The organism is Streptomyces sp. B15 (genome assembly GCF_018070605.1).
GTDB lineage: Bacteria > Actinomycetota > Actinomycetes > Streptomycetales > Streptomycetaceae > Streptomyces > Streptomyces smyrnaeus.
The window spans coordinates 39,577-55,060 of record NZ_JAGPXJ010000009.1 but is presented as its reverse complement, the minus strand read 5'-3'; the positions used below and the strand labels follow the sequence as shown (position 1 = coordinate 55,060).

The following is a 15,484-nucleotide window of genomic DNA, read 5'->3' as shown; positions in this document are numbered from 1 at the left end:
TCAGAACATCAGGTAACGCTGGGTGAGCGGCAGGTTCTTCGGCGGATTCGGCTGGTCGAGATACCAGAAACCAGCACGGTTCCTGTGCTTGGCGAGGCTGTGATTCTGCGTCGTGGCGAGACCCGGGATCTCCACCGCGATCTTGAATGTGCTCGGGTCGATGTCGATGCCGAATCGCCCGCTGTTGAAGACCATGTCCGCCTTGTTGACGTCCTTGACGGGCTTGGCGCCCTTCAATTCACGCCGCAGACCAAGAGTGGCCTTCAATGAGTCCTTGAACACGCCCTGGTCCCTCACCGTTCCGTACGGGTCGATGCCGGAGGGCGGGTTGAGGACCTTGTCCGAGACGAACGAGTAGGATAGCCGGGAGGCGAGCGCGTCGGCCATCGCCGGGCGCAGGAACGTCGGTTGCGGCGTCGACACCGAACCGTTGGGGTCGCCCAGGTTGCCGAGCACCATGGCGCCGCCCTTGATGACCATTTCGGGCCGGACGGCGAAGAACCGCGGGTCCCACAGCACCAGGTCGGCCAGCTTGCCCACCTTCACCGAACCGACGTACTCGTCGATGCCGTGGGCGATGGCGGGGTTGATCGTGTACTTGGCCACGTAGCGCAGTGCACGAGCGTTGTCGCCGGCTCCCCGCTCGGTCCGGTAGAAGAAGTTCGCGTCCCCGTTGAAGGTCTTGTGGCTCCACTCCTTCATGACGTGGGCGACCTGCCAGGTGCGGGTCACGACCTCACCGATGCGGCCCATGGCCTGGGCGTCGGAGGAGGTGATGGACATCGCGCCCATGTCGTGCAGCACGTCCTCGGCGAACATGGTCGTGGAGCGGACGCGGGAGTCGGCGAACGCCTGGTCGTTCTTGTTGCTGAGGTCGAGGTGGTGGGCGGAGGCCAGCATGTCGATGTGCTCGGCCACGGTGTTCCCGGTGTACGGCAGCGTCGGGTTCGTAGAGGCGGGCAGAACGTTCTCCTCGGCGGCCACCTTCAGGATGTCGGGGGCGTGCCCGCCGCCGGCGCCCTCGGCGTGGAAGACGTGAACGCCGCGGCCGCCGATGGCATCGAGGGTGGTCTCGACGAAGCCGGCCTCATTGAGGGAGTCGGCGTGCAGGGTGACCTGTAGGCCCCACTCCTCTCCGGCTTTCAGTGCAGCGTCCAGAGCCGCCGGAGTGGCTCCCCAGTCCTCGTGGATCTTGTAACCGCCGGCGCCCGCCAGCGCCTGCTCGTCCAAGCCGTCCTTGCTGACAGTGTTGCCCTTGCCCAGCAGCATCACGTTGACCGGCAGGTCGTCGAAGCTGCGGTGCAGGTTCACCAGGTGCTGCGGACCGGGGGTCACGGTGGTCGCCTTGGACCCCTCGGAGGGGCCCACACCGCCGCCGATCAGGGTGGTGGTCCCGGTGGCCACGGCCTCCATGACGGCCGAGGGGGAGATGTAGTGCACATGAGTGTCGACAGCGCCGGCAGTGAGGATCTTGCCCTCGCCGGAGATCACGTCCGTGGAGGGACCGATCTCCAGCCCGCGTGTGACCCCGTCCATGACATCGCTGTTGCCGGCCTTGCCGATCGCGACGACCCTGCCGCCCTTGATTCCGACGTCGGCACGCACCACGGCGTTGCTGTTTCCCCGCTCCTGGGCGGGAGCGACATCGAGGATGATGACGTTGGTGATCACGGTGTCGGGGGCGCCCTGCGCACTGGTGGTGGTGCCCTGCAGCATCGACTCGCGGATGGTCTTGCCGCCGCCGAAGATCGCCTCGTCACCACCGAAGGTCAGGTCTTCGGTGATCTCGATCCAGAGGTTGGTGTCGCCCAGACGGACCTGGTCGCCCACGGTCGGGCCATAGGACTTCGCGTACTGCTCGCGGGTGATGTTCGCCATTGCTTTCCTCCAACTGGGTTTACGAGGGCCCTGTCAGCCAAGATCGGCGTCGCCGGCCTGCTTGTCCCTGCGCAGGCCCGGAACATGTCGCCTCCCGCCGATCGGAACGACCTCGATCGCGTCGCTGGGCGCGTTCTCGGGGCTGAACCGCATGGAGTCCCCCGGAGCGATATCGAGGCGGTAGCCCCAGGGGGCCACTCCTGGCGTCTTCGACCGCTTGTGCGCCAACTTGCGGGCCTCGGCGATCTGTTCAGACCGCACGCGCTCGGGGTCGGTCAGGGCGACCTCGGCAGCGGTGGCGGCGTCCAGGTCTGTGAAGAACAGCAGGTCCTCGTTGACGTCGGCCAGGTGGATGTGCGAACCGATCTGGATGTCGCGGTCACCGACGTTGACCACGTAGACAGTGGCCTTGCCCTCTTCGGAGTTGAGGACGTGCTCCGCGGTCGGGTCTTTGACCCACACTCCGCCCACCTTGTACCGCGAGAAGCCGTGGACCTGGCCCGGATCCAGATCGGAGGGCGGCAGGAGTTCGGGAGGAGCAGCGCAGTCAGGCCGCACGTCCGGACACACGATCGGCGTGGGCTTCGCTGCCAGCGGCTGGAAGTAGGGCATGGGTTCGTCCTCAGCGGATCGGGGCGGCCATCGGGGTGATCTTCGGGGCACGGATCGGGTCGTAGAGGGTGACGAGCTTGCGGCCGTCGGGGAAGGTCGCCTCGATCTGGAGGATGTCGAGCATCTCGGCGACGCCCTCCATAACGTCGTCCGTCGTGAGGACGCTCTCGCCCTCGCCCCGGGTGTCGCCCTTCCGCTGCTCCAGGGGAACGCCGGCGTCGCTCATCATCTGGTCGACGGTGTAGTTGCCCGCCCGGGCCTCCTCGATGACCCAACAGCTGAGGTAAGCCACGGCCTCGGGGTAGTTCAGCTTGATGCCGCGCTCTTTGCGGTAGCTGGCGAGCATCCCCGCCACGCTCAACAGCAGCTTTTCCTGCTCTGACGGAATCAGGTGCATCCGTGCTCCTCGGTAGTGGTGATGGTCTCCGGCTTCTGGTGACCCCAGCTCAAGGAAGGCAGCCAGGACACCTCCGGGCCGACGCCCGTAAGGCGAGCAGGCACACTTGTATTCGGGGAGTGAAATGCCTACCGCCTTTCCCGGATCCAGCGATGAATGTGAGCCCGCAGCGAGAGGCGGGACAATCGGATCCACCAACTGAGCCATGCTGCGCCGTAGGTGATCATCCTGCGGCTGGCCGGGATGCTGCCGCACAATCGCCCCGGGACCCCCGAACGGATGCCGACGCGAGCGTTTGAACGAAGCTGGCGGCCACGAGAAGGGGTGCTGGTTCGATGACCTTGCACTCGGCGGTGCCGCCCCTGACCAGGATCGCGCAGGTGATCGCTCTGGTCGTGGCGGCGGTCGGCAGCCTCGGGGCGCCACTGGTCACCAGCGTGGCGACCTCGTTCCACGTCTCGCTCAGCAGCGCGCAGTGGACGCTGACCGTCGCGCTGCTCAGCGGCGCCGTCGCCACGCCGGTCCTGGGCCGGCTCGGAGCCGGCCCGCACCGGCGGGCCACGATCCTCGCCACGCTGGTGGTCGTCGTCGCCGGCAGCGCGCTCACCGTGCTGCCGCTGCCGTTCGCGTGGCTGCTGGCCGGCAGGGTGGCCCAGGGCGTCGGGCTCGGGCTGACGGCGCTGATGATGGGCGTGGCCCGGGACCACCTCCCCGAGGAGCGCAGCGCCGCCGTGATCGCCCTGATCTCGGTGGTCTCGATCATCGGGGCCGGCGTCGGCTACCCGCTGGCCGCACTGCTCGCCGAGCTCGGCGGCCTGCGGGCCGCCTACGGCCTCGGCCTGGTCGTCACCGCCGCCGCCCTCCTGACCGCGTGGCGCTCCGTGCCCGAAGGGCCAAAAGGCCGCTCCGCCCACGTGGACGTGGCAGGCGCGGTCGTCCTGGCCGCCGCGCTGCTCCTGGTGCTGTTCCTCGCCGGCGAACGGAATCTGTGGAGCCGGCACCTCGCCGTGGCGGTGGGCCTCGCCGTGGCAGCGGTGGTGCTGCTCTGCGTCTGGGCCGTCATCGAGCTGCGCAGCACGACGCCCCTGGTCGATGTGCGGGCGGTACGGCACCCGGCGGTCGCGGGGGCGAACCTCGCCATGTTCGTCGGCGGGATCGGCATGTACCTCCTGCTCACGCTCATCACCCGGTACGCGCAGACGCCGCACGGCGCCGGCTACGGCTTCGGGCTGACGACCTTCGTCGCCGGGCTGGTCCTCATCCCGTTCTCGGTGCTGGGGTTCGTCGCCGGCAAGCTCACGCCGCGGGTCCGGACGCGGATCGCCGACCCCCTGCTCCTGGCCGGCAGCGCCGTCGTGGTCGGCGGCGGGTTCGCCCTGTTCGCGGCGGCCCGGTCGGACCTGGCCGAACTGTTCGCGGCGATGGGCGTGCTCGGCTTCGGCGTCGGCGGCTTCTCGGCCGCGATGCCCGGCGTCATCCTGGCCGTCACCCCCAAGAGCGAGACGTCGAGTGCCATGAGCTTCAACTACGTCGTCCGCAGCGTCGGGTACTCCCTGGGCAGTGCCATCGGCGGACTGAGCCTCGCCGCGGGCACCGGCCCCGGCCACCTCTTCCCCGACGACAGCGCCTACACCACCGCGGCGCTGGTCGGTGTCGGCGCCATGGCGATCACGACGCTGACAGGCCTCGCTCTCGCCCGCCGACGCTCGTCCGAGACCAACCCGTAAGAGCTCGCGCCAATAGGCGGTGTGGGGATCCTGGGGGCAGCAAGGCGGGCACCGGTCCCGACGAACATGGAGTCGCGACACTCTGTGACCACTGGAGAGACCGTGCCCGTCCTGCCGTCACGGCCGTCAGTCCGCCGCCTTGGGCCGCCAACCGGAGGCCCAATCATCGAGCGGGGCGAGAGATTCCTGAAGGGTCCTGCCCTGTTCAGTGAGCAGGTACCCCTCGCCGGTGTTTTCGACGAGGTCGGCCTGTCCAAGCTCACGAAGCCTGTCTGCCAGGACGCTTGACGAGACGCCGCCGCATCGTTGCTGGAGCTGGCGGAAGGTCGGAGATGAGCCGTCCCGTAGCTCCCATAGGACCCGCAGCGCCCAGCGTCGACCCAAGAGGTCCAGGAGCGCCATGATCGGGCGCCCAGTATGCGAGCCGCGAACCCGACGGCCTGGGAGTGGTGTTGGTCGTGTCATCTGCTTCCCTTTCCAAAGCGCCAATGTTAACGTCTCCGCTATGCCTCTGAAATCGAAGCAGCCGCGCATCGAACCGCTCTCGCCGCCCTATGGCGAGGGAGCCAGCGAGGCTCTTGAGCTCCTGGGGCATTCACCCATCCAGCTGTTCCGGGTGTGGGCCCGGCGGCCCGAGCTCGCCCGCTCCATCGCGGGCTGGGGAAGCTACTACCTCTCTCGGCGCTCCGCTCTCACTCTGCGCCAGCGCGAGCTGGTCATCGACCGGACCACCGCGCTGTGTGGCGCCGACTACGAGTGGGCCGTGCACATAGCGGGCTTCGCCGAGAAGGCGGGACTCGACGCGGCGCAGCTCAGGTCCCTCGCGGATGGGAGGCCGACGGACGACTGCTGGCACACCACCGATCGTGCCGTGCTCGAAGCGGTCGACGAACTCCATGCGACCTTTGACCTGTCCGACGACACCTGGGCGAACCTGGTCGCTGTCGCCGATGAAGATGCCGCACTCGATCTGGTCCTGGTCTGCGGTTGGTACCACGCCATTTCGTTCGCCGTCAGGGTGCTCCGCCTGCCCCTTGAGCCCGGCACCGAGCCGATCTCCGCACACTGATCTCAGTCAGATGCACTCATCCGAACACTGGAGGTTCCATGCCCAAGGGCTACTGGGTCAGCGTCTACCGCACCATTTCAGACCCTGAGAAGCTGGCTGCTTACAACAAGCTGGCCCGTCAGGCCGTCCAGCCCTGGGGCGGCCGGACCCTCGTCCGTGGCGGTCGGGTCGTGGCGTATGACGCCGGAATCGCCGAGCGCACCGTCCTGGTCGAGTTCGACAGCTTCGAGCAGGCTGTCGCGGCGCGCGAGAGTGCTGCCTACCAGGAGGCGCTGGTCGCCCTCTCCGATGGCGTCGAGCGCGACTTCCGCATCGTCGAAGGCATCGACTGACCGAGGTCCAGTCGGATCTTCACCGAAGTGCTCGTGCTCCCCGTGTTGGCCGGCTGGTACCGCACATGAGCTACCCGGCCGATGGACTCCTCCTGGAAGAGGAACTCCGGGGCGCCCGCTTCCCGGCCGGTGACCCCGCTCCGCACGCATCCGGCCGTTGGACAGCATTGCGGGACAGCCTTTCGGACGGGCTGGAAACAGGGATCTCGAGGAAGGGAATTCATGCGTGCCATGCGATTCGGGAGGTTCGGTGGCCCGGAGGTCCTGGAGGAGGCTGATGTGCCGGATCCGATGGCGGGGCCGGGCGAGAGTGTGGTCCAGGTGGAGGCCGCGGGTGTCAATTTCGGCGACATCAAGCAGATCGCGGGCGAGCACACCAACGGTCCGTACGCCCCCCAAGGCCCACTGCCCCGTATTCCCGGCATGGAAGTCGTCGGCAGGACCGCAGCCGGCCAGCGAGTCCTCGGCTACGTCCCGCAGGGCGGTTACGCCGCCAAGACGGTTGTCGCCGACCGCCACCTGGTCGCGTTGCCGCCGGGGGTGGGTGCGGGCGAAGCGCTGGCAGTTCTCCTACAGGGGCTGACGGCGTGGCATCTGCTTCGGTCGGTCGCGCGTATCAGGCCCGGTGAGAGCGCGGTGGTCCATGCCGCCGCGGGCGGGACCGGCAGTCTCCTGGTCCAGCTGGCCCGGGAGTTCGGGGCAGGACGGATCATCGCCACAGCGTCGACCGACGAGAAGCGCGCCCTTGCTCTGGAACTCGGCGCGGACGCAGCGATCGACGGCGAAGCGGCCGGCTATCAAGAGAGGGTCCTTGACGCCAACCACGGACACCCTGTCGACATCGTCCTGGACGCCATCGGCGGCCCCGTCCTCGACGCCGCCCTGGACACACTCGGACACCTCGGCCGACTGGTGACCTACGGCGCCTCGTCCCGGCAGCCAGCCTCCGCGATTGCGCCGAGCCGACTGGCGGTGGACAGCATCACTGTCGCCGGCTTCTGGGTCATCCCGCTCATCGTCAGGAGCGGTGCCGGCGGTGCGGAGCTGGGGGAGCTGCTGGACCTCACGGCGCAGCGTCGCCTGCGGCCCCTGGTCGGCGCGGAGTACGACCTGGCGCGGGCTCGCGACGCGCACGAGGACCTGCTCGGCCGCCGCACGAAGGGGAAACTGATCCTGCACCCTTGCGGGTGACGCGCGGGCCGCCCGTGGGGCCCGTACGGTGGCAGGACGGGCGTTCGTCCGCAGTGCAGCACCGCGAGCAGTACCTTGCGGTCCTGCGTCGGCCCAGTCCAGAAGATCGCGGCGCACCGGCTTCTCACCAGGAGCGCTGCGCCGCACGTACGCCTGCGGCAGCAGCACTTCGCGGGGCAGCGCGGGCAGTGCCTCGCGTACGAGGCCAGGGCCGAGGGCGCCGTCTGCCTCCAGCCGGGCGACCATGCCCTTTCGGGCAGCCCTCGCCTCGCACGCCGGGTCGGCCTGGTTCCCTTGGCCTGGTCGGTGAGGTGTGTGGTCCGGGATGTTTGTCCAGGCCGCGCCGCTGGCAGCCCGGTTGTCATGCCCAGCCCATTTCTGTGTACAGGCGCCCGGCACGGATTCCGTCGATGGCGGCCCGGGTGTACGGAACAACCTGCTGCGGGAGCTCGTCGGGATCCCAGAAGCGCCAGCCGGTGCACTTGTCGGGCTCCCGCACTTCCGGTGTTCCGGACCAGGAACGAGCTCGGAAGACGATCTGCATGCGCGGCGTGCCGCCCGGGGCGTCCATCAGGTGCACGAGATGGGCGAATTCGGCAGCGTCGGGGTCGATCACGAGCCCGGCTTCCTCGTACGCCTCCCGCACGAGGCAGGACTTGGCGCTCTCGCGCTCGCAGTGGCCCGCCAGGAAGTGATGCATGGACGCGGCGTATGCCGAATCGGGGTGGCGCAGTCCGAGCAGCACCCGCCCCTGGGCGTCCTCCAGGTAGAGATGCACCCCGACGACGTTCAGCACGGTCCCCTGCGGCGCTCTGGCCGGCGCCTGGCTGATGGAGACGTGGCTGGAGTCGTCGGTGGCGGAGATCAGAGAATGCCTGGGCTGCACGTCAGTACCTCGTCAGTTACGAAGGGGACAGCTCGCGGAAGCTGCTGCGCGGCGCGTGCCCACGCGCGGGCGAGGCTCATGGACGTGCTCCGGGCTGCTCGCGGTCGCTGTGGGCTGTCTCCGCGGTGACCTGGTAGGACAGCAGCTCCTGGAAGAGGCCCGGCTGCTCGGCGAGCTCCTGGTAGGTGCCGTCCTGGACAACTCGTCCTTCATCGAGGACGACGATCCGGTCGGCAACGGCCAGGTTGGTGATGCGGTGGGTCACCAGCAGCACCACACGGTCCTGTGCGAGACCGCGCAGCCGTTGGAAGATCCGGTACTCGGCTCGGGGATCGAGGTTGGCAGTCGGCTCGTCGAGGACCAACAGGCCCGCATCTCGCATGAAAGCGCGGGCCAGAGCGATACGTTGCCACTGTCCGCCGCTGAGCTCCTCCCCGTTGAGCCACTCCCGGGCGAGAAGGGTGTCCAGCCCGGACCCGAGTCGGGTGACGACTTCGTCGGCACCGGCGGCCTCGCAGGCTTCATGCACAGCTGCGTCCCCACGCGGCGAGGGCTGCCCGAGGGTGACGTTCTCCCGCACCGTCAACGGCCAGCGCGCATAATCCTGCGGCACCAGGGCCACCTGCTTCCACAGCGCTTGCGGATCGGCCTCCTCCGTGGCGACGCCGTCCCACAGCACCTGTCCGTTGCTGGGCAGGTAGAGGCCGCTGGCGAGCCGCGAGAGCGTCGTCTTGCCGGAACCGTTGAAGCCCACCAGCGCGGTCACTTCACCCCGCTTCAGCGTGAGGGAGACCTCGGACAGCGCGTCCTTCCCCTTGCCCGCGTAGCGGTGGGAGAGGGATGCGATCTCGATCGTCTCCGGCGGCCCGGGGCGGAGGGTGCCGCGGCGCATACGGAACCCACCCGCCCTCTCCAGGAAGTGGGTCCAGTCGTCCATGTACAGGCCTGTGCGCACGGCCCGGGAGCCGACCGACACCAGGCCGCGTACGGACTGTCCGGCCGTCTGGAGTGCGAAGACCGCCGCGCCCGCGCGGCCGACGCTGATCTGGCCGGTCGCCAGCAGCCAGACCACCGCCGCCCACACGATCGTCGAGCCCACCCCTGCGCACATCGCACCGATCAGGGAGAAGCGGGCTCCCTGATCGGCGGCGGCCCGGTCCTCGCGGTTGATCCGGGCGACGGTGCGCCGGTACCTCTCGGAGAGGAAGGACGCCATGGTGCCGGCGCGGATCTGGTCGGCCGCGTCGCGCGTATAGATGTGCCAGCGCAGCACCGCGAGCATGCGGTTGTCACCGTTGCTGCGCAGGTTGGCCAGGTAGCGCACACGCGCGGCGCTGACCTGGGAGACGGCCTGCGGGAGGCTCGCGGCCACCAGCAGCGGCAGCAGGACCGGGTGAACACCGGCAAGCACCACGGCACCGGCGAGGAAGCTGGCGGAAGAGGCGATCAGGTCCTGGCCTTCGTTGATCAGGTCGCCGGTGACCTGCGCGCCGCGGTCGGCCGCCTCCCGGTCGCGGTTGAAGTCCGGCTCATCGTAGGCGGCCAGCTCCACCTCGGTGCATCCGTCGAGGAGCATCTGCTCGGCCTCGCGCGTCATCAGCGGCCCCAGGCGTGAGGAGAGCCAGTTGACCGTGATGCCCATCACCGCACGCGCCGCGGCGGCGCCCGCCAGCAACGCGACCGACGGCCACGCCTGCAGCAGCCGGTGGAAGACGTCCCCGCTGGCCAGCAGAGCGGTCAGTGTGCCGCTGATGGCGATCAGGCCCATCGCCTGCATGATGCCCGAGACGATCTGGCAGGCCAGAAGCCCCGTGGTCGCGGGCCGGTCCACCCGCCAGGCCAGCATCAGCGACCGGCGCACCAGCCGGGGCAGGCGTCGGGCCATGTCGATCAGCCGGATCGAGCGACCGGCCGCCTCCCGGCTCCCGGTCAGATCCACGTACCGCATCTCCGGCTCGGCGGCCTCCTGGCCCTCTGCCGCGCCGCATTCGGCCTGCCGAGGCACTGTCGGTGTGTCTGCCGACGCCTCCGTGAGACCAGTCTTCCCGTGTGCGGCGCGGTCGTGCCCAGATGCCTTCGCGGGCGGACTCGTACCGCGACGAGATTCACCGCTGCTGCTCACGCGCTTCCCCTGCGGCTGCTTCCTCATGCTGACCACACCCCTGCGCCCACGGGGCTTCCGGGAAGGTCAACGCGACACCGCCCCAACGGGCCCCGGGCACCAGGGAGCCGTTCGATTCCGGAACGCTCGGACGTATGAGAAGAGGCAGACGGCAAGGCATCCTCCATATGGATGGACGAGGGGTACACGTGCTCTAGAAACAGCCCGAGTAAGGAGCCTGTAACGGGTATTTGGTGAACAGGTGTTCTGATATGAGGCTTCGGCCTGCCGGGAAGCCGAAACCTGGCGCAGGGATCATTCGAACGGGGTCAGGTCACCCCGGCAGGGGATTGCCAGAGCACCCGGCGGCGGGTTTCAGGCTGGGCCGGCTGCCATCGGCTGTGCCCGGGACATCGACGACTGGTCATGATGCGCGGCCTCATGACCCGAGACGGACTGAGCCCCTGAGCGCGGGGCCGGGCCGTCGCCGCCGCGCCCCGGCAGATGCTTGCGCCACACTCCCGACTGCCGCTGCTTGACAGGGGCGGAGGCCAAGAGCGGCTGGTAGGCCATTGCGGCCGTTCGGAGGCACCCGCGCGCCGACTATCCCCGCCGGCGGCACAGCGCGAACAATCAGCAGGCCGGAGTCTCAAAGGGGGCAAGTTTTACGACGAGGCAGCCACGGCACCCCGACCACCTTCCGCGTCCCGCGGTGCAAGCCCGACCCCCGTCGGCAGGGAACGCGCCCGAAGTGCTACGCGATGCAGGGTGAACGCTGCCGCGCCCGTCCCAGGCAGCCCGAGCCTGCCAACGCCGTGCCCCGCACCACAGACCACAGCGGCGGCTTGCCCATCCTGGGCGGCCCCAGCCGGGCAGCGGGCCGCGATACCGAGGGACTTCGAGATCCCGAACAGTGGCGCCACCTGCCGCACCATGACAAGACCACCCACCAGCGACCTCGCTCAGCGGGCAACAAGGCGCACGGTGGCGTGCACCGGCCCGTTCACCGTGATCGAACGCAGCGGCTCCACATCCCCGGCCGGTTCGACGACGGCGACCAACTCCGCGAGCGTCTCCAGGAGCATCCGCATCTGGTGACGGGCCATTGTGCTCCCGATGCAGACGTGTTCGCCCGTACCCAGGGCCAGATGGCGGTTGGGCTGCCTGCCGAGGTCAAACCGTTCAGGTTCCGTGAACACCGACTCGTCCCGGTTGGCCGAGGGGAGCCACAGCACGACCCGGTCCCCGGCGGCGATGCGCCGGCCTTGGACAACAGCGTCCGCCGTGGCCGTCCGCATGCTGTGGGTGGCGCTGCTCGTCCACCGCAGCACCTCCTCTGCGGCGGTCCTGACGAGTTCACCGTCCCGTTCCCGTACCAGCCGCTGCCACTGCTGCGGATGCGCGACGAGGGCGAGGATTCCCGAGGCCATCGACAGACCCGCGTTCTCCGACGCTCCGACGAGGTTCTCGCAGCCCAGCAGGATCTCGGTCTCGGTCAGCAGGTCGCCCTGCACCTCGTTGTTGACGAACATGCTCATCGCGTCGTCCGCGGGCTCCTCCATCCGCGCGTACATCATGTCGATGAAATAGCGCATCAGCGTGGGGTGGCTGGTGAGGGGTTTACCGGACTCGAACGCCTCCGCGGTCCACGTCAGAAGCTGCTCACGGTCCTCCGGCGGCACACCGAGCAGCCTGCCGATGTTGTGGCTGGAGAGCCGGGCTCCGATCTCGTGGACCACGTCGCAGGTGCCCGACTCGACAGCACGCGTCACCACCGAGTGAATCTCGGCGCGCATCTCCCCGGCCAGGGAACGGGCGCACCGTTCGCTGAACCGGTCGGCCACCTGCCCTCGCAGGGCACGGTGCTTGGGCGGGTCGGTCAGGGCCATGGTCAGACCGCTGCCGGGATCTTCCCCCAGTTCCCTCGGCCGCAGCAGGACGCCCTGCGCCGAACTGAAGACGACCGGGTTCTGGTACACCCGCTGTATGTCCTCGTACCGGGTGAGCGACCAGAAGCCCGGCAGGTCGCCCGGTTCGTGCCAGTGGACCGGGTCGTGCTGTCTCATCCAGCGCCACAGCCGGTGCACCTCGCCGGAGGCGTGCAGCTCCGGGTCGACGATGTCGGCCGGGGTGAAAGCGATGACGTTCACGACGCAGCTCCGGCGGTGATCAGGGCAAGACGGTCATGGAATCCCTTCAGCAGTTCCAGTGCGGTGGCCGCGGCGACGGCATCGCGCCGGAACGAGAGCACCACGTCGAGCGCGCCGTCCTCGTCCGGCCACACCTCGAGGTGCAGTTCCAGGGGAAGGGCAGCGTACGGCTGGCGCAGAAACGCGGAGACGACACCCGGCAGGTCGAGTCGGGGTGGAGGGTTGTCCTGGAGGGCGAAAAGGGACTGGAACACCGGCGGCCGTCCGGGCGTCGTAACGGCGCCCTGACTGACGGCCGTGAAGGGGATATCACTGCGGCTGAAGGCCCGGTGGACCAGTCTTCCGGTCTCCCGGATGCCGTCCTCGCCACCGCCCACCGCGTCGCCGCGCAGGCGGACCGGCACCATGTTGATCAGGCAGCCGACGGTCTGCTCCAACTCCGGGACGGTGCGCTCGGCGACGGGCACGCCCACCGCGAAGTCCCGTTGTCCGCAGACCTCGGCCATAACGTTCGCCCAGACCGACAGGAGTACCACGAACCGGCTCGTTCCGAGCGCCGCGCCCCGTGCGTCGAGGCGCGCCGTGACGGCCGCGGGAACGGACACGTCGAAGTGGCCCGTACCCGTCTCCCCGCGGTCGGGCCGTGCGGGCCAGCGGATCTGGGGCACGTCCTGGAACTCCTCCCGTGCCCGCTCCGTCCGTCCCGTCGAGTCCGTCACGGCCGTGGCCGCCGTCGTCAGCCGGGTGCGCTCGGCCAGGGTGGGCGGGGCGATTCGCGGCTCACGTCCGGAGTAGGCGTCGGACAGGTCACGCGCCAGGACGGATTCCGACCGGCCGTCGAAGCCGATGTGGTGGACCAGCAGCCCGAACAGCCAACTCCGCTTCTCGGTCACCGGCACCAGCGCGGTGCGCCACAGATCGGCGTCCTGGGGTTCGAGGGGCTCCTCGAAGAGCTGCCGTACCGCGACGACGGCCTCGTCGATGGTCGGCCGGGCGCCCAGGAGCTCCAGGGGCGGGGCGGAGATGTCGGTGACTTCGGCGTGGGGGAGAGGATCCACGCGGAAGGCCGTACGCAGTACCTGGTGCCGCTCGTGGACGGCGGCGATGGCCGCTTGCAGGGAATCCTGGTCGAGCCGGCCTTCCAGGTGCCAGGTCATGAGGCAATATCCGGACCGGTCATGCGGTGCCGTCAGATGGCGGGTGAGGAAGACCAACTCCATGGCGGTCAGTGGGATCTCACCGGTCGGCGGCGGTACGTCGTGCGTGCCCTGGGCCGCCCGCAGCCAGGCTCCGAGGCGCTCGGCCGACGAGTGCTCGTACAGGATCGACAGCGGAACCGGCCGCCCCGCCCGCTTGCCGATGCGCGTGCAGGCACGGGCGGCCTGAAGCGAGGAGCCTCCCAACGCGAAGAAGGACGTGTGCGGTGGCACGGCCCCTCTGCCCAGCACGGCGGCGAAGGCCTCGGCCACCAGGCGGACGAGCGGGTCGCCGATGGGGCCGTGGTGGTCCTCGACAGGCGCCTCGGGCACACTCGCCAACAGGGCCCGGTCGTCCAGCTTGCCTCTGTCGGTCAGCGGGAAGGAGTCGACGAAGACGACGTCGACAGGACGTTGATAGGCGGCCAGGTGACGGGTGAGGATCGTCAGTACGTCCGGAGGTGAGGCGCGCCGCCGACCCGGCTCCGGCACGCAGAAGGCCACCAGCTCGAAGACGCCGCCGAGTTCGTTCCAGCGAGGGACCACCCGGCAGTCGGCGATGTACGGGACCAGACGCTCGATCTGCCGTTCCAGCTCGGCGGGTTCGACGCGGTTGCCCCGGATCTTCACCTGCCGGTCGATCCGCCCGCGGAACTCGACGATCCCGTTCTCGTCCCGGGTACCCAGGTCCCCCGTGCGGTAAAGCCGGACCTGTTCACCGTCGATGTCGACATCCGTGAACTTCGCGGCCGTAAGCTCCGGGTCACCGAGGTAGCCGTGTGCCAGACCGTCGCCCGCGACACAGATCTCCCCCGGTTCCCCGGCCGCGCAGGGGCGGCTGCCCTGAAGGACGAAGACGGAGGTGCCGGGCACCGCCCGTCCCAGCGGGATGCCGCCGGGTCGGGCGCAGTCCGCGGCGGTGATGCGGTGCGTGGTGGTGAACACGGTGCTCTCGACCGGACCGTAGCCGTTGATCAGGGCCGTGTCGGGGAACCGGTCGAGGAAGCGGCCGACGTGCCGCGAGGACAGGCGTTCCCCGCCGATCATGACCTGGGACAGGCCACTCATCGCCGTCAGGTCCTCATCGACAGTCAAGTTGAACAGGCTGCTGGTCAGCCACACCGTGTTCGCTCCGTGGTCGGCGACCATCGCGCGCAGGGCCTCGGTCGTCAGGAACGGCTCGCCGGTCAGGACGCCGGTGCCGCCGTTGTACAGCGCGGCCCAGAGTTCCAGGGAGAACGCGTCCCACGGCAGTGCCGCCGCGAGAGGGATGACCGTATCCCGGTCGAAGTGCGCGAAAGTGCCTGCCTGGAAGAGCCGTGCCGTCGCCCGGTGCGGCGTGATCACTCCTTTGGGTTGTCCCGTGGTGCCCGAGGTGAAGAACACACAGCACGGGTCGGAGCCCTGTACCGCCACCGTGGCGCGGGCGGGGCTTTTCTCCGTACCGTCCTCGGCCGGTGTCCACAGCGGCGCCGGCAGCTCCGCCACCACGCCCGGTCGGGTGGTGACGACGAGGGGCGGCCGAAGCTGTTCGACCACCGCGTCGAGACGGGCGAGCGGCCAGTCCGGATCGAGCAGCGCGTATGCCGCGCCGAGTTTGAGTACGGCCAGCACGGTGGCGACCAGGTCGACGGATCGCGGCATCAGGATCGGCACGAAGTGGCCCTGTTCGACACCGGCGGCGGCGAGTCGGCCGGCCAATTTCTCGGCGCGGGCGTCGAGTTCCCCGTAGGGCACCTGAGCGTCCTGAGCGATGAGGGCTATGTGCCGCGGCTGAGCGTGTGCCTGTGCGGCGAAGGCATCATGCAGTCCTCCCGCCGGTGATTCCCAAGTGACTCCTGCAACCCAGTCGGCATGCGACTGCAACACGTCGACTCCCTTCGCAGCCCTCAGGCATGGGGGGCCTGAGAGCACATTCTCAGGAGCGTACGACGTTGCCATGTCC

General features: G+C 69.1%; 12 protein-coding genes. 4 read left to right on the top strand and 8 right to left on the bottom strand.

The window, feature by feature from the left end; translation table 11 throughout:
• Genes ureC through ureA form a run of 3 tightly spaced genes read right to left on the bottom strand, consistent with a single transcriptional unit; the run spans nt 1 to nt 2,887 of the window.
• The gene (ureC, locus tag KBY19_RS06750; RefSeq protein ID WP_210965375.1) at nt 1-1,878 is read right to left on the bottom strand and encodes an urease subunit alpha; all 1,878 of its coding nucleotides are present in this window, start codon (nt 1,876-1,878) and stop codon (nt 1-3) included.
• 33 nt (nt 1,879-1,911) lie between these two features.
• Nucleotides 1,912-2,490, bottom strand: a complete 579-nt coding sequence (locus KBY19_RS06745; RefSeq protein ID WP_221506113.1) for an urease subunit beta — start codon at nt 2,488-2,490, stop codon at nt 1,912-1,914.
• A 10-nt stretch (nt 2,491-2,500) separates the two neighbouring features.
• Nucleotides 2,501-2,887, bottom strand: coding sequence for an urease subunit gamma (gene ureA / locus KBY19_RS06740; RefSeq protein ID WP_099886175.1), 387 nt, complete (start codon nt 2,885-2,887; stop codon nt 2,501-2,503).
• Between the two features lie 335 nt (nt 2,888-3,222).
• Here ureA and KBY19_RS06735 point away from each other — a divergent pair, with 335 nt between their 5' ends.
• The gene (locus KBY19_RS06735) at nt 3,223-4,614 is read left to right on the top strand and encodes an MFS transporter (protein WP_210965374.1); all 1,392 of its coding nucleotides are present in this window, start codon (nt 3,223-3,225) and stop codon (nt 4,612-4,614) included.
• Between the two features lie 126 nt (nt 4,615-4,740).
• Here the strand turns inward: KBY19_RS06735 and KBY19_RS06730 are convergent, their stop codons facing one another.
• Nucleotides 4,741-5,016 carry a helix-turn-helix domain-containing protein gene (locus KBY19_RS06730; protein WP_209212488.1) on the bottom strand — a complete coding sequence of 92 codons (276 nt, stop codon included), beginning with the start codon at nt 5,014-5,016 and terminating at the stop codon, nt 4,741-4,743.
• Between the two features lie 103 nt (nt 5,017-5,119).
• On the opposite strand from KBY19_RS06730, the gene KBY19_RS06725 reads away from it, so the two are divergent.
• The 3 genes from KBY19_RS06725 (at nt 5,120) to KBY19_RS06715 (ending at nt 7,206) form a co-directional block, all read left to right on the top strand.
• On the top strand, nt 5,120-5,683 hold the full coding sequence (locus tag KBY19_RS06725; RefSeq protein ID WP_099886178.1) for a carboxymuconolactone decarboxylase family protein: 564 nt from the start codon (nt 5,120-5,122) through the stop codon (nt 5,681-5,683).
• 38 nt (nt 5,684-5,721) lie between these two features.
• A complete protein-coding gene (locus KBY19_RS06720) occupies nt 5,722-6,015 on the top strand; it encodes a DUF1330 domain-containing protein (protein ID WP_099886179.1) in 294 nt (97 codons plus the stop codon).
• 222 nt (nt 6,016-6,237) lie between these two features.
• Entirely contained in the window at nt 6,238-7,206 is a 969-nt protein-coding gene (locus KBY19_RS06715; RefSeq protein WP_210965373.1) for a zinc-binding dehydrogenase, read from the top strand.
• Between the two features lie 361 nt (nt 7,207-7,567).
• Here KBY19_RS06715 and KBY19_RS06710 read toward each other — a convergent pair whose 3' ends face one another.
• The 4 genes from KBY19_RS06710 to KBY19_RS06695 form a co-directional block, all read right to left on the bottom strand.
• Nucleotides 7,568-8,092 carry an NUDIX domain-containing protein gene (locus KBY19_RS06710; protein ID WP_210965372.1) on the bottom strand — a complete coding sequence of 175 codons (525 nt, stop codon included), beginning with the start codon at nt 8,090-8,092 and terminating at the stop codon, nt 7,568-7,570.
• Between the two features lie 76 nt (nt 8,093-8,168).
• Nucleotides 8,169-10,040: an ABC transporter ATP-binding protein gene (locus tag KBY19_RS06705; protein WP_210965403.1), complete on the bottom strand. Its 1,872-nt coding sequence runs from the start codon at nt 10,038-10,040 to the stop codon at nt 8,169-8,171.
• Between the two features lie 1,115 nt (nt 10,041-11,155).
• Entirely contained in the window at nt 11,156-12,343 is a 1,188-nt protein-coding gene (locus KBY19_RS06700; RefSeq protein WP_210965371.1) for a cytochrome P450, read from the bottom strand.
• The gene (locus KBY19_RS06695) at nt 12,340-15,480 is read right to left on the bottom strand and encodes an amino acid adenylation domain-containing protein (protein ID WP_247690685.1); all 3,141 of its coding nucleotides are present in this window, start codon (nt 15,478-15,480) and stop codon (nt 12,340-12,342) included. The genes KBY19_RS06700 and KBY19_RS06695 overlap by 4 nt, the downstream gene beginning before the upstream one ends.
• Between the last annotated feature and the right edge of the window lie 4 nt (nt 15,481-15,484).

Excerpts from the sequence above, each read along its gene's own strand:
- ureC (WP_210965375.1), bottom strand. The coding sequence starts at position 1,878 with ATGGCGAACATCACCCGCGAGCAGTACGCGAAGTCCTATGGCCCGACC.
- KBY19_RS06745 (WP_221506113.1), bottom strand. The coding sequence starts at position 2,490 with ATGCCCTACTTCCAGCCGCTGGCAGCGAAGCCCACGCCGATCGTGTGT.
- ureA (WP_099886175.1), bottom strand. The coding sequence starts at position 2,887 with ATGCACCTGATTCCGTCAGAGCAGGAAAAGCTGCTGTTGAGCGTGGCG.
- KBY19_RS06735 (WP_210965374.1), top strand. The coding sequence starts at position 3,223 with ATGACCTTGCACTCGGCGGTGCCGCCCCTGACCAGGATCGCGCAGGTG.
- KBY19_RS06730 (WP_209212488.1), bottom strand. The coding sequence starts at position 5,016 with ATGGCGCTCCTGGACCTCTTGGGTCGACGCTGGGCGCTGCGGGTCCTA.
- KBY19_RS06725 (WP_099886178.1), top strand. The coding sequence starts at position 5,120 with ATGCCTCTGAAATCGAAGCAGCCGCGCATCGAACCGCTCTCGCCGCCC.
- KBY19_RS06720 (WP_099886179.1), top strand. The coding sequence starts at position 5,722 with ATGCCCAAGGGCTACTGGGTCAGCGTCTACCGCACCATTTCAGACCCT.
- KBY19_RS06715 (WP_210965373.1), top strand. The coding sequence starts at position 6,238 with ATGCGTGCCATGCGATTCGGGAGGTTCGGTGGCCCGGAGGTCCTGGAG.
- KBY19_RS06705 (WP_210965403.1), bottom strand. The coding sequence starts at position 10,040 with ATGCGGTACGTGGATCTGACCGGGAGCCGGGAGGCGGCCGGTCGCTCG.
- KBY19_RS06695 (WP_247690685.1), bottom strand. The coding sequence starts at position 15,480 with ATGGCAACGTCGTACGCTCCTGAGAATGTGCTCTCAGGCCCCCCATGC.